The 19,206-nt window shown below is 61.1% G+C and carries 15 protein-coding genes and 1 pseudogene; 10 read left to right on the forward strand and 6 right to left on the reverse strand.

Translation table 11 applies throughout. The annotated features are described in order from the left end of the window. Positions 1 to 68: 68 nt before the first annotated feature. Entirely contained in the window at positions 69 to 527 is a 459-nt protein-coding gene (locus tag BSF40_RS09120; RefSeq protein WP_095964869.1) for a transposase, read from the reverse strand. A 463-nt stretch (positions 528 to 990) separates the two neighbouring features. Here BSF40_RS09120 and BSF40_RS09130 point away from each other — a divergent pair, with 463 nt between their 5' ends. After that, on the forward strand, positions 991 to 2,412 hold the full coding sequence (locus BSF40_RS09130; RefSeq protein WP_095964871.1) for an amino acid permease: 1,422 nt from the start codon (positions 991 to 993) through the stop codon (positions 2,410 to 2,412). Positions 2,413 to 2,577: 165 nt separating this feature from the next. On the opposite strand, the gene BSF40_RS09135 is transcribed toward BSF40_RS09130, so the two are convergent. Next, positions 2,578 to 3,702, reverse strand: a complete 1,125-nt coding sequence (locus BSF40_RS09135) for an OpgC family protein (RefSeq protein WP_095964872.1) — start codon at positions 3,700 to 3,702, stop codon at positions 2,578 to 2,580. A gap of 245 nt (positions 3,703 to 3,947) precedes the next feature. Between BSF40_RS09135 and BSF40_RS09140 the strand changes: the two genes are divergently transcribed. From BSF40_RS09140 to BSF40_RS09150, 3 genes are read left to right on the forward strand one after another with little or no spacing between them, the layout of a single operon-like run. Then, positions 3,948 to 4,322 (forward strand): GtrA family protein, encoded by a 375-nt coding sequence (locus tag BSF40_RS09140; protein WP_095964873.1) that lies wholly within the window; start codon positions 3,948 to 3,950, stop codon positions 4,320 to 4,322. Then, entirely contained in the window at positions 4,319 to 5,260 is a 942-nt protein-coding gene (locus BSF40_RS09145) for a glycosyltransferase family 2 protein (protein ID WP_095964874.1), read from the forward strand. The genes BSF40_RS09140 and BSF40_RS09145 overlap by 4 nt, the downstream gene beginning before the upstream one ends. 1 nt (position 5,261) lies before the next feature. Continuing rightward, the gene (locus BSF40_RS09150; RefSeq protein WP_095964875.1) at positions 5,262 to 6,770 is read left to right on the forward strand and encodes a glucosyltransferase domain-containing protein; all 1,509 of its coding nucleotides are present in this window, start codon (positions 5,262 to 5,264) and stop codon (positions 6,768 to 6,770) included. Positions 6,771 to 6,809: 39 nt separating this feature from the next. On the opposite strand, the gene BSF40_RS09155 is transcribed toward BSF40_RS09150, so the two are convergent. Both BSF40_RS09155 and BSF40_RS09160 read right to left on the reverse strand, forming a co-directional pair. Next, the gene (locus tag BSF40_RS09155; RefSeq protein ID WP_095964876.1) at positions 6,810 to 8,429 is read right to left on the reverse strand and encodes an FMN-binding glutamate synthase family protein; all 1,620 of its coding nucleotides are present in this window, start codon (positions 8,427 to 8,429) and stop codon (positions 6,810 to 6,812) included. A 165-nt stretch (positions 8,430 to 8,594) separates the two neighbouring features. Then, a complete protein-coding gene (locus BSF40_RS09160) occupies positions 8,595 to 9,395 on the reverse strand; it encodes a LuxR C-terminal-related transcriptional regulator (protein WP_095964877.1) in 801 nt (266 codons plus the stop codon). Between the two features lie 124 nt (positions 9,396 to 9,519). Here BSF40_RS09160 and BSF40_RS09165 point away from each other — a divergent pair, with 124 nt between their 5' ends. The 6 genes and pseudogenes from BSF40_RS09165 (at position 9,520) to BSF40_RS09185 (ending at position 12,762) form a co-directional block, all read left to right on the forward strand. After that, positions 9,520 to 10,341, forward strand: a complete 822-nt coding sequence (locus BSF40_RS09165; protein ID WP_095964878.1) for a carbon-nitrogen hydrolase family protein — start codon at positions 9,520 to 9,522, stop codon at positions 10,339 to 10,341. A gap of 223 nt (positions 10,342 to 10,564) precedes the next feature. Continuing rightward, positions 10,565 to 10,840: pseudogene (locus tag BSF40_RS09170) on the forward strand (amino acid permease); the annotation flags it as partial. Positions 10,841 to 10,878: 38 nt separating this feature from the next. Continuing rightward, a complete protein-coding gene (locus BSF40_RS32990; protein WP_256589444.1) occupies positions 10,879 to 11,010 on the forward strand; it encodes a hypothetical protein in 132 nt (43 codons plus the stop codon). Between the two features lie 155 nt (positions 11,011 to 11,165). Further along, a complete protein-coding gene (locus BSF40_RS09175; protein ID WP_095964879.1) occupies positions 11,166 to 11,600 on the forward strand; it encodes an NUDIX domain-containing protein in 435 nt (144 codons plus the stop codon). 23 nt (positions 11,601 to 11,623) lie between these two features. Further along, the gene (locus BSF40_RS09180; protein ID WP_095964880.1) at positions 11,624 to 12,262 is read left to right on the forward strand and encodes a LysE family translocator; all 639 of its coding nucleotides are present in this window, start codon (positions 11,624 to 11,626) and stop codon (positions 12,260 to 12,262) included. 2 nt (positions 12,263 to 12,264) lie between these two features. Continuing rightward, complete coding sequence (locus BSF40_RS09185) at positions 12,265 to 12,762, forward strand: GNAT family N-acetyltransferase (protein ID WP_095964881.1); 498 nt, start codon at positions 12,265 to 12,267, stop codon at positions 12,760 to 12,762. Between the two features lie 119 nt (positions 12,763 to 12,881). Here BSF40_RS09185 and metR read toward each other — a convergent pair whose 3' ends face one another. Then, entirely contained in the window at positions 12,882 to 13,799 is a 918-nt protein-coding gene (gene metR, locus BSF40_RS09190; protein ID WP_015093694.1) for a transcriptional regulator MetR, read from the reverse strand. A 108-nt stretch (positions 13,800 to 13,907) separates the two neighbouring features. Then, positions 13,908 to 19,136: a dermonecrotic toxin domain-containing protein gene (locus BSF40_RS09195; protein ID WP_095964882.1), complete on the reverse strand. Its 5,229-nt coding sequence runs from the start codon at positions 19,134 to 19,136 to the stop codon at positions 13,908 to 13,910. Positions 19,137 to 19,206: the final 70 nt, after the last annotated feature.

Consider the following 19,206-nt stretch of genomic DNA (forward strand, 5'->3'; position numbering starts at 1 on the left):
GACTGCTGCGCAGTCGAGCGGGAGCAAGCTCCCTCGCCACAAAGAGGAGCAAACATCGGGAGCTTTATTCAGAGCCAGCACGCATCCCAGAGCGGGTAGTCGCCAATTTTGTCCACAAGCCCAGCCCTGAGTGGATTGGCAACAATGTAGCGGGCGAACGGCAGAAGATCTTCTCCATCGCGAATGGCCCGGTCGTGGTAGCCGGTTTGCCAGAAGGCTCCGCTTTCGTTCAATGCCCGGTTGATGGTGAGGGTGCTCCGGGATTTGATGGCTTGCATGAGTTGCGCCAGCGTTTGCTCCTCAAGTTGGATTAACCAGTGGAAGTGGTCCGGCATGATGACCCAAGCCATTGAATTGACCCATTTTTGATCATGGGCTTGCCTGAGTTCTTCAACCAAAAGGCGTCCAACCCGCCAGTTTGCGAATATTCGGCGGCGCTGATGTACGACTGCGGTTATCAGATAGCCCCGTCCTGGTTCTGAGTACCGTCCGAAACGCAGTCGATGAGAGTTTGGATGTGGGTGCATTCCGTTGCGTCCTTTAACTGTTGTCTAAGTACGCTAGCTCCTCGTTTTCCTGCTTGAACCTGTATTGGCTGAGTGAAATTTCCCAACTCATTGTGGAATTCGGATCCAGGTAGCGCTGTTGTGGCGAGGGAGCTTGCTCCCGCTGGGCTGCGAAGCGGCCCCACACCCTGCAACTGCAGTTACAGGTTTTGCGCCTGCTGCGCAGCCGAGCGGGAGCAAGCTCCCTCGCCACAGTAGGTGGCTGTCTGAAACACCTGAGTTAGAGCTTTCCAGGCTTTTGCAGGGGCATGACGATGCACCATTGTTGTGCAATACTCGGCGCCGCTTTTCCCACTGATCTTGCGGGTTTTTCCTACAGGACGGCGTTGCCCACGAGGCAGGGCCGGTTCGGGAAGCGATGGCTTATCGGCCTGCGCTTCGCCACTCGGTGGTCCTATCCAATAACAAGACGAGGTTGTTCCCCATGCCCGTAGGCAATCACCAGCCCCAAGGCGAGACCGCTCAGGGCGGTCCGCTCAAACGTGAACTCGGCGAGCGGCATATTCGCCTGATGGCACTCGGTGCCTGTATCGGCGTCGGCCTGTTCCTGGGCTCGGCCAAGGCCATCGAAATGGCCGGCCCGGCCATCATGCTGTCCTACATCATCGGCGGTCTGGCGATCCTGGTGATCATGCGCGCCCTCGGCGAGATGGCCGTGCACAACCCGGTTGCCGGCTCGTTCAGCCGTTACGCCCAAGACTACCTGGGCCCGCTGGCGGGCTTCCTGACCGGCTGGAACTACTGGTTCCTGTGGCTGGTGACCTGCGTCGCGGAAATCACGGCCGTGGCGGTGTACATGGGTATCTGGTTTCCCGATGTACCGCGCTGGATCTGGGCGCTCGCTGCGCTGATCAGCATGGGCTCGATCAACCTGATCGCGGTCAAGGCTTTCGGTGAGTTCGAGTTCTGGTTTGCCTTGATCAAGATCGTCACCATCATTGCGATGGTGTTCGGCGGCATCGGCATCATTGCTTTCGGTTTCGGCAACGACGGTGTGGCCCTGGGGATTTCCAACCTGTGGACTCATGGCGGCTTCATGCCCAACGGCGTGCAAGGCGTGTTGATGTCCCTGCAGATGGTGATGTTCGCCTACCTGGGTGTGGAGATGATCGGCCTGACCGCCGGTGAGGCGAAGAACCCGCAAAAGACCATTCCGAACGCCATCGGCTCGGTGTTCTGGCGGATTCTGCTGTTCTACGTCGGCGCGTTGTTCGTGATCCTGTCGATCTACCCGTGGAATGAAATCGGCACCCAGGGCAGTCCGTTCGTGATGACCTTCGAGCGCCTGGGTATCAAGACCGCCGCCGGCATCATCAACTTCGTGGTGATCACGGCGGCGCTGTCGTCCTGCAACGGTGGCATCTTCAGCACCGGGCGCATGCTCTACAGCCTGGCGCAGAATGGCCAGGCCCCGGCCGGCTTTGCCAAGACCTCGAACAACGGTGTGCCGCGTCGTGCATTGCTGCTGTCGATTGGCGCGTTGCTGTTGGGCGTGTTGCTGAACTATCTGGTGCCGGAAAAGGTGTTTGTCTGGGTGACGGCCATTGCCACCTTCGGCGCGATCTGGACCTGGGTGATGATCCTGCTGGCCCAGCTCAAGTTCCGCAAAGGCCTGAGCGCCAGCGAAGCGGCCGGCCTGAAATATCGCCTGTGGCTCTACCCGGTCAGTTCGTACCTGGCGCTGGCATTCCTGGTGCTGGTGGTCGGGCTGATGGCGTACTTCCCGGACACCCGCGTGGCGTTGTATGTGGGGCCAGCGTTCCTGGTGCTGCTGACGGTGCTGTTCTACGTGTTCAAGCTGCAACCGACCCATGTGTCGCAGGGGGCGGTGCGTTCGGTTTCCTGAGTCGTAACGCTGAAACTGTAGGAGCGAGCTTGCTCCGGGCGGCGTTCCGACGATGGTCGTTAACGATTACGCGTCTTTTCTGGCTAAACGCGGCGCTCTTGAGTCCATCGCGAGCAAGCTCGCTCCTACATAAGATAAGGCAGTCCAGTGACCGGGGCTTTTTCATCAGGCGGGCACAGTTTTCAGTGATTGATTCAAACGCTTGTTGAACTCAAGCCACATCGCCAGCAACGCCATCAACCCGGCACCCACCAGCGCCGTGAAGATCTGCATGGCAAACGCATCGTCGGTCAGGGCATTGACCATGTCCGCCAAGGGCGCCAGCAGAACGCCCAGGCAGAAAATCTCCAGCGAGAAACGGCCCATGCGGCAGCTTTGCTGCGCCAGCCAGTTTTGCGTCCATCCGCTGTCGGGAACCAGTTTCGCCGTGACGTAGGCCAGTGCGAGGAAGTGCAGCAGGCGCACGGGGGACAGGTTGGTCTTGCTGATGGGGTAGAGGAAGTTTTGCAGGCTCGCCGGCACCACGGCATCGTGCAGGTCCGGCCAACGCCACAGGACGGTCAACACCCCCGCGACCACGACATACAGCGCCGCACTCACAAACAAGGGCTGGCGTACCAATGGGCGGGTTTCGGGCAGGCGTGGGCGCTGGCTGTGAATCGCAGCGGCGCCGCCGAGCACGAACAGCAGCTGCCAGGCGACCGGGTTGAAATACCACACGCCGTCCTTGATGGCCGCCAGGTTCCAGCCCGCCAGTGGCACCATCAGGTACAGCGCCACCGACATCGCGACCACCACCCAGGCCTTGCGCACCAGTATCGGCAGCACCAGGGGCAGTCCGGCCAGCAGCACGATGTACAGCGGCAACGGGTCCATCAGGTTCGGCTTGAAGCGCAACAGCAGTTCATCGATCAGGGCCTGCTGTGGGTTGCTGATGAAATGATGCATGCCCATTTCCTCCACCAGATCCCGTGTTTCCACGTGACTGTTGGCGAAAAACACAATGCCCATCAGCATCGCCAGCAGGAAGATATGCACCACGTAGAGCACCCACGCCCGGCGCAGGATCTTCACGCAGGCGATCAGAAAGCCTTCGCGCGCCAGGACTTTGCCGTACGCCAGCACCGCCGCAAAACCTGCCAGAAACACGAAAACCTCGGCCGCATCGCTGAAACCGAAGTTACGCAGGGTGATTTGCCCCAAAGGGTTGTGGGGCACGTGATCCCAAAAGATGAAGATCAGTGCCAGGCCACGAAAAAAGTCGATCCGGTGATCGCGCGCTAACGTCATGACAGCAGGCTCGTATCAGCGAGTGAAAATGGGATTGGCTGCGGGCGCAAACGGCCGCGCGCCAAGTCGGCGGCGCGCAGGGTGGCGTGATTCGCAGTGAATTGCAAAACCGGGATATTACCGGATGTCTCGGGCGTTGCTCCAAGGCTCAACCGCTGGTCTGAAAGGTCTGTCAATCTGCGATTTCTGACAGCAGACAGGCTCAAATACTAATAAGTGCAACGTTCTTGAAACGGGAGCCTCACATGAGACTGTTGTGGAAAGGGCTGTCCAGCTACACGGTGATCGGGGTCGCCAACACCCTGATTCACTGGCAGGTCTTTTTTCTACTGAGCGTGGCGGCCGGCCTCAGTCAGGCACTCAGCAACCTGGCAGCCTTCTGCGTGGCTGCGTCATTTTCCTTCTACATGAACGCGCAATTTACCTTCGCCGCCAGTGCCACGATCGGCGGTTATCTGCTGTTTCTTCTGGGCATGGGGACACTGAGCCTGGGCATCGGTCACCTGGGTGATGTGTGGCGCCTGCATGGCCTGCTCACCGTCGTGCTGTTTTCGGCGTTGAGCCTGGTGTTTGGTTTCCTGTATTCCAAATACGTGGTGTTTCGCGAGCGTGATCAATGAAAATCTCGCTCATCGTCCCGGTATTCAACGAGGAGCAGTCGATCAACCTGTTTTACCAGGCGGTGCGTCGCGAGTTGAAACTGGGCGATGCCGAGGTTGAAATCGTCTTCATCAACGACGGCAGCTCCGACCGCACAGCCGAGCAGGTGACGGCGCTGGCCGAAGCCGATGAGCAGGTGCTGCTGATCAATTTCTCGCGCAACTTCGGCAAGGAACCGGCCCTGTTTGCCGGCCTGGAGCATGCCAGCGGCGATGCCGTGATTCCCATGGATGTCGACCTGCAGGACCCGATCAGCGTCATCCCGCTGTTGGTCGAGCAATGGCAGAAGGGGGCCGATGTGGTGCTCGCCAAGCGCCGCAATCGTGACGTCGACGGCTACCTCAGGCGGCACAGCGCGTCGATTTTCTACCACGTGCTCAATCGCATCGCCTACACCCGGATCGAGGAAAACGTCGGGGATTTCCGGTTGATGGATCGCAAGGTGGTCGACGTGATCCGTTCCCTGCCCGAGCATCAGTTGTTCATGAAAGGTGTGTTGTCGTGGGCTGGCTTCAACACTGTGGTGGTGGAGTACGAGCGGGCCGGGCGGGTGGCGGGGAGCAGCAAGTTCAATGGCTGGAAGCTGTGGAACCTGGCACTGGAAGGCGTGACCTCGTTCAGCACGGTGCCGCTGCGCTTGTGGACCTATGTGGGTGGCGGCATCTCGATGTTCGCGGTGTTTTACGCGGTGTACATGGTGCTGGACAAGATTTTCTTCGGCAACAGCGTCCCCGGGTATCCGTCGTTGATGACCGCGATCCTGTTTCTCGGCGGTGTGCAACTGATCGGCATCGGCATCCTCGGCGAGTACATCGGTCGCATCTACATCGAGGCCAAGCACCGTCCGCGTTATGTGATCAAGGACATCGTCGGCGGCAAAGACCGGGGCGGGCACTAGCATGGGCCGGTTCAGCGACTTTTTTGTTCGCGAGCTCAGCCGGCATCAGGTCTGGCGGTTTTTTCTGCTTGCCACCCTGGTGTACGTCCTGCCGTTGATCCTCGCGGATTATCCCTACATCGATGACAACTGGCGCTCGCTGGCGGCGGGCATGGCCTGGTCCGAACAGGGCCGACTCTTCGCCCAGCTGTTCTACAACGCGCTGACCTTCAGCCATGCCGCGCCGAACATCTTTCCCTTGCCCTTGCTGATCGCCACGCTGGCCATGACGGCCGCGCTGACGAGTCTGACCTTCCATTATTTTCGCCAGCCGACCATTGCTTGCTGCCTGGTGCTGTTGCCGCTCTGGTACAACCCGTTCTTCCTGCAGAACCTGTCCTATCAATACGACGGTCCCACCACGACCCTGAGCCTGGTGGCGGTGATCTACGCGATCACCTTTCGTCACCCGTGGCGCAGCGTGCAATGGCTGGTGCCCTCGTTTCTGATTGCACTGGCGCTGGGGTTGTATCAGATCAGTCTGAATGTGTTCCTGGGCCTGTGTTGCCTGGAGTTGCTCAGGGCCGCCAACGATAAAACCGTCCCGGTGCCATGGCGCGACCTGCTGGGCTGGAAAGCCGCCCAGGTCATCCTCGGCGGGTTGATCTACAGCGCCAGCGCTTATCCGTTCATGGACTCCAATCGCACATTGCTGCTGGACTGGACGGCGCATCCTTTATTGCAGATCCAGATCAATATGGCCCGGGTCCTGGAAAAAGTCGTGCTGCTGTTCCATGGCGGATGGCTCTGGGTGTTCGGCGGGTTGCTGTTGCTCGCGATAGCCGGGGCGGTGCGGTTGGGACTGAACGTAGCGGCGCGTCAGGACGACGGGCCGAAGAAACTGTTGATCGGTTTGATGTGCTTGCTGACAGTGCCGGTGGTGACACTGTTGGTGTCCGGTGTCGCGCTGTTTTTCCGCGACTTCAACGAGGGCGCCCGCACCTTGATGGGCTTCGCCGTGCTGCTGGTGTTGCTGTGCTATTTGAGCCATCTGGCGCTGGCGTCGATTCATGAGCGACTGCCACTGTTGTTGATCATTGCGCTGCTGGCGATGCTGTCGTTGTCGTTCGCCTATGGCCGGGTGCTGACGGTGCAGAAAGCCTTTGCGTCCACGGCACTGGCCAGCCTTGCGTACGACATCGCCAGCCATCAGTCGCTGCGCGAGGCCAGGCGGATATACCTCTCGGTGACTTACTCCGACTATTGGTTGGTGGCGGCGGCAGGCACGTTCAAGCAGATGCCGGTGCTGCACTACCTGCTCAATACCGATTTTTACATGCTGGCCGAGAATCTGCCGAAAGCGGGCATCACCAATGTGGTGGCGGAGCGCGAGCGCCGCAACGCGACGCGGGTTGGCTATCAGGGCTATCCGCCGTTGGTGGACAGGCAGTTCTACCGGATTTACCTGATTGGCGATTACGGTTTTATCGTGATGAAGGAGCCGGCCCCGAGCAAATCGCTGCGTTGGTGACGGGCGAAGATCAAAAGATCGCAGCTCCTACAGGGTGGCTCAGGCGGCGGCTACCTCGTTGGGCTCGAAACTGTCGGCCCGGGCCATCTGCCACATCCGCGAGTAGAACTCGCCGTTCACTTCGCCGGTCAGCAATTCCCCCGGCTTGAGGAACACGTGCAGCTGCGAGAACAGCTTGATCTCGGTCGCCGACATGCGTCGCACCAGATGCTTGGCCGACAACTGCGACGGATGTTCGAGGCCGGCGGCGGCGAGCATTTCCGCCAGGGCCTTGAGGGTGTTGCGGTGGAAGTTGAATACGCGCTGGGCCTTGTCCGGCACCACCAGCGCGCGTTGGCGCAGGGTGTCCTGGGTGGCGACGCCGGTCGGGCATTTGTTGGTGTGGCAGCTCTGCGACTGGATGCAACCGATGGCGAACATGAAGCCGCGCGCCGAGTTGGCCCAGTCGGCACCGATGGCCAGCACGCTGGCGATGTCGAAGGCGCTGACGATCTTGCCGCTGGCGCCGAGCTTGATCTTGTCCCGCAGGTTCAGGCCCACCAGGGTGTTGTGCACGAACAGCAAGCCCTCGCGCATCGGCACGCCGATGTGGTCGGTGAACTCCACGGGCGCGGCGCCGGTGCCGCCTTCCTTGCCATCGACCACGATGAAGTCCGGGAGGATGCCCGTCTCCAGCATGGCCTTGGCAATGCCCATGAACTCCCACGGATGGCCAAGGCAGAACTTGAAGCCCACCGGTTTACCGCCGGACAACTCACGCAGTTGTGCGATGAAATGCATCATTTCGATCGGCGTCGAAAACGCCGTGTGGCGCGAGGGTGACACGCAATCTTCGCCCATGAGGATGCCGCGGGTTTCGGCGATTTCTTTGGTGACCTTGTGCTTGGGCAGGATGCCGCCGTGGCCGGGCTTGGCGCCCTGGCTCATCTTGATTTCGATCATCCGCACCTGTGGCGTGCGGGCTTGCGCGGCGAAGCGTTCCGGGTCGAAGCGACCGTCGCTGGTGCGGCAGCCGAAGTAACCGCTGCCCAGCTCCCAGGTCAGGTCACCGCCGTGTTCCCGGTGATAGGGGCTGATGCTGCCCTCGCCGGTGTCATGGGCGAAATTGCCCAGCCTGGCGCCCTGGTTCAACGCGCGGATGGCGTTGGCGCTGAGAGAGCCGAAACTCATGGCTGAAATGTTGAACACCGACGCCGAATACGGCTGGGTGCACTGCGGGCCGCCGACGGTGACACGAAAACTGCTCGGGTCGCTCAACGGCGCCGGGCGCATGGAATGGCCGATGAACTCGAAACCCGACTGATACACATCGATCAGGGTGCCGAAGGGTTTGTCGGCGGTTTCGTTCTTGGCCCGGGAATAAACCAGCGAGCGCTGGGCTCGGGAGAAGGGCAGGGCTTCACTGTCGGATTCGAGCAGGTACTGGCGGATTTCCGGGCGGATGCCTTCGACCAGGTAACGGATATTGCCCAGGATCGGGTAGTTGCGGCGCACCGCGTGAGGGCTTTGCAGCAGATCGAACAGGCCGATCAGGCTGAGGACGCCGGTGACGGCGGTGATCGGCCAGAGCCAGTCATAGTCAAGAAAGGGCAGGCTGGCGAGGGTGAATATCACGCAGACGGCAAAGAAGGCGTAGCGGCTCAGGAGTGACAGGCTCATACGGTTTCCTTGGGTTCGGACTCAATGAATTTGGCTAAACACAAAACACTGTGGGAGTGGGCTTGCCCGCGAAGACGGTGTGTCAGCCACTATCAATGTTGAATGTAATGGCCTCTTCGCGGGCAAGCCCGCTCCCACAGAAAGGCAAAGCGTTCCACAGGCCATTCAGGCATTTTGTGCCTGGAGAAAAATCGAAAACAGCTCGGACTGGGATTTGATCCCCAGTTTGCTGTACATGTGTTTCTTGTGGACTTTCACGGTTTCGACAGAAATTTCCAGCTTACGGGCGATTTCTTTGCTGGAGCAACCGCTGAGCATCAGGCGCCCGACATCCAGCTCCCGGGCGGTCAACTGCGCGCCTTTGAGCTGCAGTACCGACGCCTCCAGTTGCACCCGCCAGTCGGCTTGCGGCGGTGCGGGAGCGAGGGCCACCACTTCGTTGATTTCATAGGGTAGACGCTGGCGCAACAGGCCGAGCACCCACGGCTGGATCAACGACAACAAGGCGATCTGCTGGCCGCTGAAACGCTGCGTGCTGCCCAGGGACAGGCACAGCGTGCGGTCGCCTTCGAGCTGACAATTGAACTGGATTTCGTCGGCCACCACATTCAGACGAAAGTAGCGCTGGTAATACTCTGTCAGCTCGAAGTGCTCCGGGGCCACTTCCGACAGACGATACAGCCCGGTGCGCGACTGCTCGCGGCAGGCGATGTAGAAGGGGTCGAGCAGGTACAGGCCGCGCAGGTAGTCCTGGAATAACTGGTCAGGGCTGCCGTCCTCGCCTGGGCATTCGGCGAACACCTGCGGGCGCTGATCGGCGCTGAAAAGCAGGGCCACCCAACTGTCGAAGGGCACGTACTGATCCAGCAAACGCACCAGTTGGGTCCAGAAATTGGGCTTGTCCAGGGCGTCGATCAGTTGCCCCACCGAGCGGTGCCAGGCGATGTCGTCCAACGAGAGTGTCATGCATCTACCCCTATCGTGTTACCCCAGCGGCGTAATTCCCCGCCCGGTTGCTTGCTGCGCATACTGGCGCACAGACACCGACCGGGCAATCTTTCTGCCGCCCGGGCCACAACAAGGAATACCCATGAAGGTCGAACTCGCCCAATTGGCAGGCCGTGACAACGACACGGCCTGCAACCTCGAACGCACCCTGGCGGCCATCGCCGCGTGTGCAGCCGACACGCAGCTGATCATGTTCCCTGAAGGTCATTTGATGGGCTTCCCTTCGGCGGAGTCCGTGGCTGATGTCGCCGAACCAGTGGACGGTCCGTCCGTCAGTGCGGTGCTCGACGCCGCCCGCCAGCGCAAAATCGCCGTAGCCATCGGCATGGCCGAAATCGACAACGGCCGCTTCTACAACACCACGCTGCTGATCACCCCTGAAGGCATCGCGCTGAAATACCGCAAGACGCACTTGTGGGCCTCGGATCGCGGTGTGTACGAGGCGGGTGATCGCTACGCCACTTGCCTGTGGAACGGCGTGCGCGTGGGCCTGCTGATTTGCTACGACATCGAATTCCCTGAGAGCGCCCGCGCCTTGGCGCAACTGGGCGCCGAGCTGTTGATCGTCACCAACGGCAACATGGACCCCTATGGCCCGACCCACCGCACCGCCATCATGGCCCGCGCCCAGGAAAACCAGGCGTTTGCGCTGATGGTCAACCGGGTGGAAGAGGGGGATGGCGGTTTGTTGTTTGCCGGTGGCAGTGCGCTGGTCGATCCGCTGGGCACGCTGCTGTTCGAGGCCGGACGCGAGGAAGGGCAGTTTGCCGTTGAACTGGACCTGAGCCAGTTGACGGCGGCGCGTCAGGATTATCGGTATCTGGATGATCAGCGGCTGAAGTTGCCGGGGGAGGTGGTCGAGCATGCATCTGGATTGCTGGAGCTGCTGATTCCCAAGGGCTGATCCAGATTCTGTGTGGCTGGCGCTGGCCCCTTCGCGAGCAAGCCCGCTCCCACATTTGATCTCGGGCATTCACAAAACCAATGTGGGAGCGGGCTTGCTCGCGAAGAGGCCCTCCAAACGACATACCTGCTTGATCATTCACCGAAGAACAACAACGCAACACCCGAAATTTGCGCCGAACTCGGCTCTGCCATAAATCCAATAAAATTCGGAGTGGTCGCTCATGGCTCGTTTGCAACGCACCCTGTCACTGGGGGTGGTGGTGCTTTTTGGCATCGCCTGCATGACGCCGATCATTGTGATCGGCACCTTTGGCATCCTCGCTCAATCTACCGTCGGCATGGTACCGGCCGCGTACCTCGCGGCGTTGGTGGCGATGTTCTTCACCGCAATGAGCTACGGCCGCATGGCCTCGGCCTTCCCGGTGGCCGGCTCGGCCTATAGCTATGTGCGCAAGGCCATTAGCCCGAAACTCGGGTTCATCGCCGGTTGGGCCGTGTTTTCCCGTTCATCGGCCTGGCAGCGGATTTGTGGTTGATGGTCAGCCTCGATCACCTGGCGGTGTATCTGGGGTTGAGCTGGCTGGCGATCGGCGTGTTGTACCTGGCGGTGTTGACCGGCGGTTTCCGTCGGCAGCCGCCGGAGATGGATTTCCAGGAAGCCACGTAAAGGAAACTGTAGGAGCGAGCTTGCTCGCGATAAACCTGAGGGCGCCGATGGGCAACTGGTTCTACGCGTTTTCGTTCACGACCATCGCGAGCAAGCTCGCTCCTACAGGGCGGACATGTGATCCTTAGCGCTTTTGAGTCAAAGGCCTTCTGTTTATGACGACGTTTTCCATACCTGCCTCCCGGACCATCCGCATCGCCGCCGCCCTGTTGATCGGCCCCGATGGCCGCACATTGCTGGTGCGCAAGCGCGGTACCACGGCGTTCATGCAGCCCGGTGGCAAGATCGAATCCCATGAATTGCCGGTTCATGCGCTGGCCCGGGAGCTGGAGGAAGAATTGGGTCTGGACATCGACCCGGCGCAGGCCGTTTACCTCGGTCACTTTTCGGCACCGGCGGCCAATGAGCCGGGTTTTGTCGTACACGCCGAGCTGTTTCAGCTGAGGATTGATTCAGACGTCACCCCGGCGGCGGAGATCGAAGAGGTGATCTGGATTGACCCGGTGACCGACGGCGGTGTCTGTCTGGCGCCATTGACAAGGGACCTGATCCTGCCGTTTTATCGTGCATCGCTGACTGCGATCGCCTGATCATCACGCAAAGGACCTCGCCCATGATCCCGCTTCAAGACCTGCTGATTTTTGCTGCTGCCGCGTTGCTGATGGTACTGACCCCGGGGCCGAACATGATCTACCTGATCTCCCGTTCGATCTGCCAGGGGCGCAAGGCCGGGGTGATCTCCTTGCTCGGCGTGGTCGCGGGTTTTTTCGTGCACCTGTTTGCTGCGGCCGCCGGTCTGACTGCGGTGTTCCTGGCAGTACCGATGGCCTATGAGGTGTTGAAGTGGGCCGGTGCGTTGTACCTGTTGTGGCTGGCCTGGCAGGCGGTCAAACCCGGTGCGCGCTCGCCGTTCGAGGCGCAGCAGTTGCCCCCGGATTCGTCGCGCAAGCTGATCACGATGGGCTTTCTGACCAGTGCCCTGAACCCGAAAATCGCGGTGTTCTATCTGTCGGTGTTTCCGCAGTTCATTACGCCGGAGCATGGCTCAGTGTTCAGCCAGAGCATCATCCTGGGCCTGACCCAGATCAGCGTCAGTTTCAGCGTCAACCTGCTGATCGCCATGTTTGCCGCGGGTATTGCCTCGTGGTTCGTCAACAATCCGACCTGGCTGGCGATGCAGCGCTATTTCATGGGCTTCGTGTTGTCGGCACTGGCGCTGCGGCTGATGCTTGAGCAAAAACGGATGGCCTGAGCATGTGGATCGAGCGACTGGATGCCAGCCATGCCCTGGACTATCGGGCACTGATGCTCGAAGCCTACGATCTGCACCCGCAAGCCTTCACCTCGAGTGTGCGTGAGCGGGCGGCGATGCCGCTGGGCTGGTGGGAGTCGCGCCTGACGAGCAAGCTGGACCTGGTGCTGGGGGCGTTCGAGGACGGTCGGTTGGCCGGCATTGTCGGCCTTGCCTTCGAGCCTCGGGAGAAGGCAAGGCACAAGGTGACGCTGTTTGGCATGTACGTGACCGCCGGGGGCCGCCAGCGTGGGCTTGGCTATGAACTGGTTCAGGCGGCATTGGCCGAGGCGCAGCACCATGGAGGTTTGCGCCTGATCCAGTTGACCGTCACCGCCGGCAACGATGCCGCGTTCAATCTCTACCGGCGCTGCGGTTTCGTCCAGTTCGGCCTGGAACCGATGGCCGTGCGGGTTGGGGAGGATTACTTCGACAAAATCCACATGTGGCGCGAGCTCTGAAGTCACCGCAGATCCCCTGTGGGAGCGGGCTTGCTCGCGAAAGCGGTGTGTCAGGCAACATCAATCTTGAATGTTATGCCGCTTTCGCGAGCAAGCCCGCTCCCACATTTGATCGCATTTCAGCGAACCGCACTAACGCCGTCCAGCGTCGAAAACGACGTGTCCTTGGCCGTCAGCAAGAAGTCGCGCATGTACGGTGCATCGAGCATGTCGGCGCGGATCGCCGCATACAGCGTGGCGAACAAGCCCTTCTCACCCAGCCGCTTGGCTTTCACATAACCCCGCGAACTGTATTCATGCAGCGCCCAATGGGGCATGCCGCACACGCCACGACCGCTGGCCACCAGCTGCATCATCATCACCGTCAGTTCCGAGGTGCGGACCTGGGCCGGTTCGATGTCGGCGGGTTCGAGGAAGCGGGTGAAGATGTCCAGCCGGTCCCGTTCCACGGGGTAGGTGATCAGGGTTTCCGGGAGCAAGTCTTCGGGGACGATATAGGCCTTGCCGGCCAGGCGGTGCTGGTTGGCCACCGCGAGCATCGCTTCATAGGTGAACAGCGGTACATAGGTGATCCCGGCCAGATCCAGCGGATCGGAGGTCACCACCAGGTCCAGGTCACCACGGGCCAGGGCCGGCAGCGGAGCGAAGGAGAAGCCCGAGGCCAGGTCCAGCTCGACTTCCGGCCAGGCATCGCGGAACTGGTCGATGGTTGGCATCAGCCACTGGAAGCAACTGTGGCATTCAATGGCCATGTGCAGGCGCCCGGCGGTGCCCCCGGCCAGGCGACTGATGTCGCGTTCGGCGGCGCGCAGCAATGGCAAGGTGGCGTCGGCCAATTGCAGCAGGCGCAAACCGGCGCTGGTGAAGCGCACCGGTTTGGTCTTGCGCACGAACAACGGCATGCCCATGCGCTCTTCCAGCTCCTTGAACTGGTGAGACAGGGCCGACTGGGTCAGGTGCAGGCGATCGGCCGCATCCACCAGGCTATCGGCTTCGCGCAAGGCGTGCAGGGTCTTGAGGTGACGGATTTCAAGCACCGGAGGCTCCATGAGTAAAACTTGTAGATAAGCCGAAAAGGTTGAGTTTGTCTCATGTTGGTGCTGCTGTCCACGACGGGGCACATTGCGTGCCCCGTCGTTGTCATTTTACAGCGTGGAAAAGTGCTTGTTGCCCAGCGGCTTGCCGATGTCGCCGCGCCAGATCGCGTCGACCGTACCGCCACTGGCGACCACGGCCTGCTGCCATTTCAGGCCGAGGTTGCGTTGTTCCGGCAGTTTCAGATGGCCTTTGACGAAGTCACCGAATGCCGGCTGGGCCGAAGTGTAGTGGAAGTGGGCGTACCATAGGGTTTGCGCCGGTTCGCTGCGCAGGTCGCGCACCTCGTACTCTTGCAGGAAATCCCGTCGTCCGTCGGCGCGTTTGCCCAGGTCGCGCAAGCCACCCTCCTTGCGGATGTCCACCACTTGTTGTTCGCGCAGATAGTCCAGATAACCTTCAGTCGGGGTTTTACTGCTCATGCTCTGATTGATGCGCAAGGTACGCCCCGTGCGCAACATTTCATCTGCCCGATTGCGCAGTTGCAGCGCTACGGCATCGGTGGGGGACAAGCGTTCGATGGCCCGGGCACGCATGGTCAATTCGGTGGCCTCGCTGCCCATCATGTGCTCAAGGTCGACCGGTCGCATGTCCCGCCGTGCATAGCCTTCGACTTTGCGGGTATAGGCATTTGCCGCCTCCAGCCTGTTCCTGGCTTCTGTCAGCAGTGGCCCGACATCGGTGGGCAGTTCCGGCTGCACGGAGCCCGTTGGCTCGCTGAGGTGATATTTGCCGCTTGAGCGCGGCAGCCAGGTTTCCGTGTGGCCATCGACCCCTTCGATGGTGATTCGCTTTTGTCGGGTGACGGCGTCGGTGCTGGCGATGCCGATCAGCAACTGGTTGTCTTCGGTCTCGAACAGTTGCTGTCCGGACCGGCCTTCTTTAGGTACCACCGAAGGGGGCGTCTTGGTGGCCCGGCGTGCAAAATCTTCAACCTTGTCCAGGTTGTCCAGAAACGCGGTGACCTGTTCCAGGTCCAAATGCTGCGGATAGCCGAGGGTCCAGGCGCCCAGCTGACGCCGGAACTCGGTATAGGTGGCCAGGCAGTCTTTGAGGACTTTACTGCGCTGACTGACGCTGGCGCTCACCTGGGGTAGCTGATGTTGCGTCAGCAGCGCGCGGCCGACCTTGTTGCGGGCTGTTTTCAACTGTACGTGGAAGTACATCCAGGACAGGTCGGTCACCGCGTCATAACGGGTGATGATTTCCAGGGTGTGCGCCGTTTTCAGGTAGTAGTGATTGGCCTCGCTGAGTTTCTCATTCACGTTCGTCATGGCCTTCGCAATCTCCTTTTTTTGCGCCGGGTTAGTGATACGGCGGTTCCAGCGATTGGCTTCCTCGACCGTCGTATGCAGCTGATCGAAATCTTTGAGAAAGTTTTTGCGGATCTCCTTGCGTTGCGCCATGAACTGCAAGTGCGCGGCGGTATCGGTGATCGCTGTGGCATCTGACCGGGCGATCAGCTGATCGATACGATTGAGGTGTTCCACCAGCCGTTCCTTGGCCAGGTTGATCCGCCGCACCGAACGGTCGACGATGATCCAGGCGCAGCGGCTTTGGATGCCTTCGATCTGCACGCGTTTGCGGCCATGGCTATACAGCATCAACTCATCGAGATTCAGGTATTGGGCCTGGGCAAGGTCGATATCGTTCGCGCAGGCGACATCGGCACGGGTGCGAAGGGCTGGGCGCTGCTGGAGTTCGAGGCCGAAATAGTGCTCAAGCAGGGCGTTGTTGCTGCGGGTCTGGGTATCGAGCCGCGCCCTGTAGGCCTCGGCGGTATTGGTCAGGGTCAATTGCCGGCGCAAGGCGCGGTCGGTCCACCAGCGCGGCAGCCAGCGGCGAATGGCGGCCGGCCAGAGTGGGTCCAATCCATCGGCCATGTGCCCGAGCACCGCGCCACCGCCCACGCCGCCGCCTTCGATCACGGTGCCGTACACCGCGAAGTGGGTGTTCCAGTGGCCTGACTCATCGAGGGCGACTGGCTGTTTGTAGGTCCGGCTGCTGGTGCCACTCAAGCGCCAGCGGGGTGGTTCGCCTTCCAGTTCGATGCGATAGATTCTTCCCTGGCTGAGCATGAAGTCGCCGTCGGCGTGGCGATACACGTTGCGATAAATGCCTTCGCTGCCCGGTTGCAGGTCCGCGAGGGAAATCGGTTTTTCATATTCATAACCCTTGAAGCGCTCCAGCGACCGCCGCGCCTGGGGTTGCGTCGATAGCTGCAGGGCTCGCGGACTTTTGCCCAGCGCCCGCCACTGACGACTGCGCGTGGCGACGCGGGCAGTAGCAGGGGTGGCAGAGGTGCCGGGGAGAATGTCCATGGCCGCGTCGATCAGCGACAACAGCACCGCCTCCACCTCGGCCAGGCCATGGCCGACATCACCGCGCAGAAAGGCCGCCACCGCCAGGTTGGCGCTGTTCCAGGCGTCGTACAGGGCGATGGTCGTACCGATGAAGGGCAGCATGCCCACGGCCATTTTCAGGTAGTTGAACATTGCGCCGGACTTCAAGGCGACCTGTTCCAGGTACAACGCATCATTGGAGCGCGACGTCGCCCGATGGGCCTCCAGCAAACGGCCCATGTGTACATTCAGCAGATGCGCTGCCAGGGAGGTGCTGGCTGGCCAGGGTGTACCGACGCCGATCAGCCCGTCGAAGTTTTTCAATAGGGCCTGGTTGATCCGACTGATGTGGTGGGCGACATCACCCGTCAAGGCGCGGCCGGCCAGGTAGTTGACCATCGGACTGCGCAGGCAATCGTTGAACAGGCGCATCCGTGCCTGTTCAAGGCTGTCGAACTGGCGCAGATAAACGCCGTCGGGGCTGTCGGGCAGATACAGCAGGGTCAGGCCGCTGACGTGCTCCACGATAAAGGTGACGCCGGTCAAGGTGCTCGGTCCCTGGGCGTGGGTGTCCTTGCCGCCCACGGTCAGGTGCGCGGGCAGCAACTCGATGCGCTTGCCGTCGCTGGCAAAGGCTTCACGGCTGTTGGCGTCGATGGCGATTTCCAGCACTTGCCGGCCGCTGGCATCGATGTCCTTTGCCAACTCGGCGAATTCGCCTTGCAGGCGAAGCATAAGGCGCCACGGCTCACTCAGGCATTCGCGTCGATATTCATTACTGAAGGTCGATGCCGTCGAGGTGCCGAGGAACGTCTCACGGATCAGCCTTTCATATTGCCCGGCCAGATCCAGCTCGGTGACCAGCTTGCGCAGCCAGGACGTCGTGATGGCGCTTTTCAGTTTCTGCTGTTGTGTGGCGTCGGCACCGCTGACCTCGACCTGCATGAACGACAGTCGCCACCACATTTCCTGATCGATGTTGCCCAGCGCCAGTTCACCCAGTGACAGCTTGCTGCGCTGCTCGCTGGCGACCAGCACATTTTGTTGAGGGGTGCCCGGAGCGGCGCCTTCAGTCACCACTTTCTGCCACCGAGTGGAATCGGGAACGTCGAGCTGCACCTCCACCCGTTGAGTGAGGTCGAATTCCACGCGCAACCGGGCGTCGACAGCCTTGATGGCGAAGGCTTCCCGTGGCGGCAGTTCGCGTTCGAACCACGCGTGGGAACGCTGCATCGCGGCGATCCAGGATTTGAACAGCGTCTTGAGCCGGTCACGCTGCAGGGCAGGCAGTTCGCGATGCCACGACGGCAATTGAGCGGCCAGTGCACTGCTCTGGTTTTGCTCGACGATGCGTGCGTACACCCAGTCCCGGGCGGCGGATTGGGGGACGGTCAGGCAGGCGAGGGTCTGCTCGCGCAGTTTTTCCAGTTCGGCCGCACGCTGGCTGGTACGAAGCGGAACAGGATTGGCTGCAATGATCCGGGCCGCTTGTTGTTCACAGCTGTGGAGCTGGATTTGCAGGGCGTATTTAAACGGCGAGCCGCTCAGCGGTAAAACGTGCACTGCCAGGGCAGGGTCGTTGACCGGGCGTTTGAACAGCGATTGTTCCAGCAGCTGTCGAGAGGCAAACCGTTGCAGTCCACCGAAGCGTCCGGGCCAGTACAGCAACAGGCTGTCGGTCGAATTCGCCAGCAGCGCCGAGGGTTTGGCAAACAGCAGAACGCCGTCCAGTTCCTCGGTTTGCGTGCGGCGGGTGTCGCCTTCGGTGTCGGTTGCCGACAGTTCCAGCCGCGCGACCACCAGGTCGTCCGCGCGGGGCTGATCGGGGGCATCCAGCACACTGATGAGCCATTGATGCTCTTCACTGCTGATCTGATTCAGGCTCAATTGCAGTTCGGCTTCTGAGCGCAAACCGTCTTGGCGTGCCTGGAGCAGGGCAGCGTAATGCGGGCCCGGCTGGTGGCGCAGCTCCAGCCATTTGAGGCCATCGGCTGCGTCCAGTAGCGCCGTCGCGGCGGCGTTGCTGGCCTGCTCGGCAGCGCTGAGGCCCTCGAGTTGCTGTTGCAGGTGTTGCAGACGTGGATCCTTGGCATCCCCCGCAAAGTCATCGCCGAGCAGACTCTCCAGGGCCGTGCGTTGTTGTGCCAGCGCGCGGTGCCGCACGCCCAAGGGAATATCGGGGTTGAGCTGGCCGAACAGGGCAGCGTTGTCGTCTGTTTCCTCCAGTGGCAGGTCGGGGGGCGCGGCCAGCACGGCAGCATTGCCGGGCCGGTCCGTGGGGGCGACGGACAAGCGGGACAACAGGGCTTCGGCGCCAGTGCGCAGCACAGCCTTGTCGAGGACCGTGTAATCGACGCTGCCCTTGTCCATCGACAGTCGGGGCTGGTCGAACCGCTGTGGTTGATGCTCGGTCAACCAGCGCTCCAGTTCAATCCGGCTTTGAAAGGTCATCCAGGCGGATGAGTGCGACGGCAGGTACAACAGCTGAGCGACCGGTTGATCGGTATCCCGGGTGATGACCAGCGCGCCCGACAGTGGGGCAGACAGGCCGTTGCCATCGTTGAGATTCAACTGTTCGACGTACACAGGGTGCTGGTCCGGTGTTGGCGCTGGCGGGTCGAGGAGCGCCAGTAACGTTTTGATCTGCCCGGTATCGAGGATGCCTTGGGCAAACGCCCATTGGCTCGACACCTCGAAATGCTGGCGATACAAGCGGATGGCTTGCTCCCGACGCGAGCGATCGGTGCCGAGCGCACGTGCGCTCCACCAAGCGGTGTCGAGGTGGGCTTGCGAGCTTTGCGCCATGAGGCTGAGCCACTGCTCGCAGCATTCTTCCCAGCGTGCCGAGGCGCTCAGGCTCAGGCCCTGGTCCGGGTTGGCGGGCAATGGGTGGATGAGGCCGAAATCGGCCGTAAGGGGGGTAGTTTGTTCAACCATGACGATGAGTCTCCAGAAGGCCGGGCCGTGCCGGCGGTACGGGCATTAGGCGGCGTTCGACAGGAGGAGG

It is taken from the genome of Pseudomonas sp. ACN5 (assembly GCF_002303975.1).
In the GTDB taxonomy this organism is placed as follows: domain Bacteria; phylum Pseudomonadota; class Gammaproteobacteria; order Pseudomonadales; family Pseudomonadaceae; genus Aquipseudomonas; species Aquipseudomonas laurylsulfatiphila.

What these genes read in the sequence shown, in the direction of transcription:
- BSF40_RS09135 (WP_095964872.1), bottom strand. Translation starts at nt 3,702, where the DNA reads ATGACGTTAGCGCGCGATCACCGGATCGACTTTTTTCGTGGCCTGGCA.
- BSF40_RS09195 (WP_095964882.1), bottom strand. Translation starts at nt 19,136, where the DNA reads ATGGTTGAACAAACTACCCCCCTTACGGCCGATTTCGGCCTCATCCAC.
- BSF40_RS09160 (WP_095964877.1), bottom strand. Translation starts at nt 9,395, where the DNA reads ATGACACTCTCGTTGGACGACATCGCCTGGCACCGCTCGGTGGGGCAA.
- BSF40_RS09120 (WP_095964869.1), bottom strand. Translation starts at nt 527, where the DNA reads ATGCACCCACATCCAAACTCTCATCGACTGCGTTTCGGACGGTACTCA.
- BSF40_RS09165 (WP_095964878.1), top strand. Translation starts at nt 9,520, where the DNA reads ATGAAGGTCGAACTCGCCCAATTGGCAGGCCGTGACAACGACACGGCC.
- BSF40_RS09140 (WP_095964873.1), top strand. Translation starts at nt 3,948, where the DNA reads ATGAGACTGTTGTGGAAAGGGCTGTCCAGCTACACGGTGATCGGGGTC.
- BSF40_RS09130 (WP_095964871.1), top strand. Translation starts at nt 991, where the DNA reads ATGCCCGTAGGCAATCACCAGCCCCAAGGCGAGACCGCTCAGGGCGGT.
- BSF40_RS32990 (WP_256589444.1), top strand. Translation starts at nt 10,879, where the DNA reads ATGGTCAGCCTCGATCACCTGGCGGTGTATCTGGGGTTGAGCTGGCTG.
- BSF40_RS09185 (WP_095964881.1), top strand. Translation starts at nt 12,265, where the DNA reads ATGTGGATCGAGCGACTGGATGCCAGCCATGCCCTGGACTATCGGGCA.
- BSF40_RS09150 (WP_095964875.1), top strand. Translation starts at nt 5,262, where the DNA reads ATGGGCCGGTTCAGCGACTTTTTTGTTCGCGAGCTCAGCCGGCATCAG.
- BSF40_RS09145 (WP_095964874.1), top strand. Translation starts at nt 4,319, where the DNA reads ATGAAAATCTCGCTCATCGTCCCGGTATTCAACGAGGAGCAGTCGATC.
- BSF40_RS09180 (WP_095964880.1), top strand. Translation starts at nt 11,624, where the DNA reads ATGATCCCGCTTCAAGACCTGCTGATTTTTGCTGCTGCCGCGTTGCTG.
- BSF40_RS09155 (WP_095964876.1), bottom strand. Translation starts at nt 8,429, where the DNA reads ATGAGCCTGTCACTCCTGAGCCGCTACGCCTTCTTTGCCGTCTGCGTG.
- BSF40_RS09175 (WP_095964879.1), top strand. Translation starts at nt 11,166, where the DNA reads ATGACGACGTTTTCCATACCTGCCTCCCGGACCATCCGCATCGCCGCC.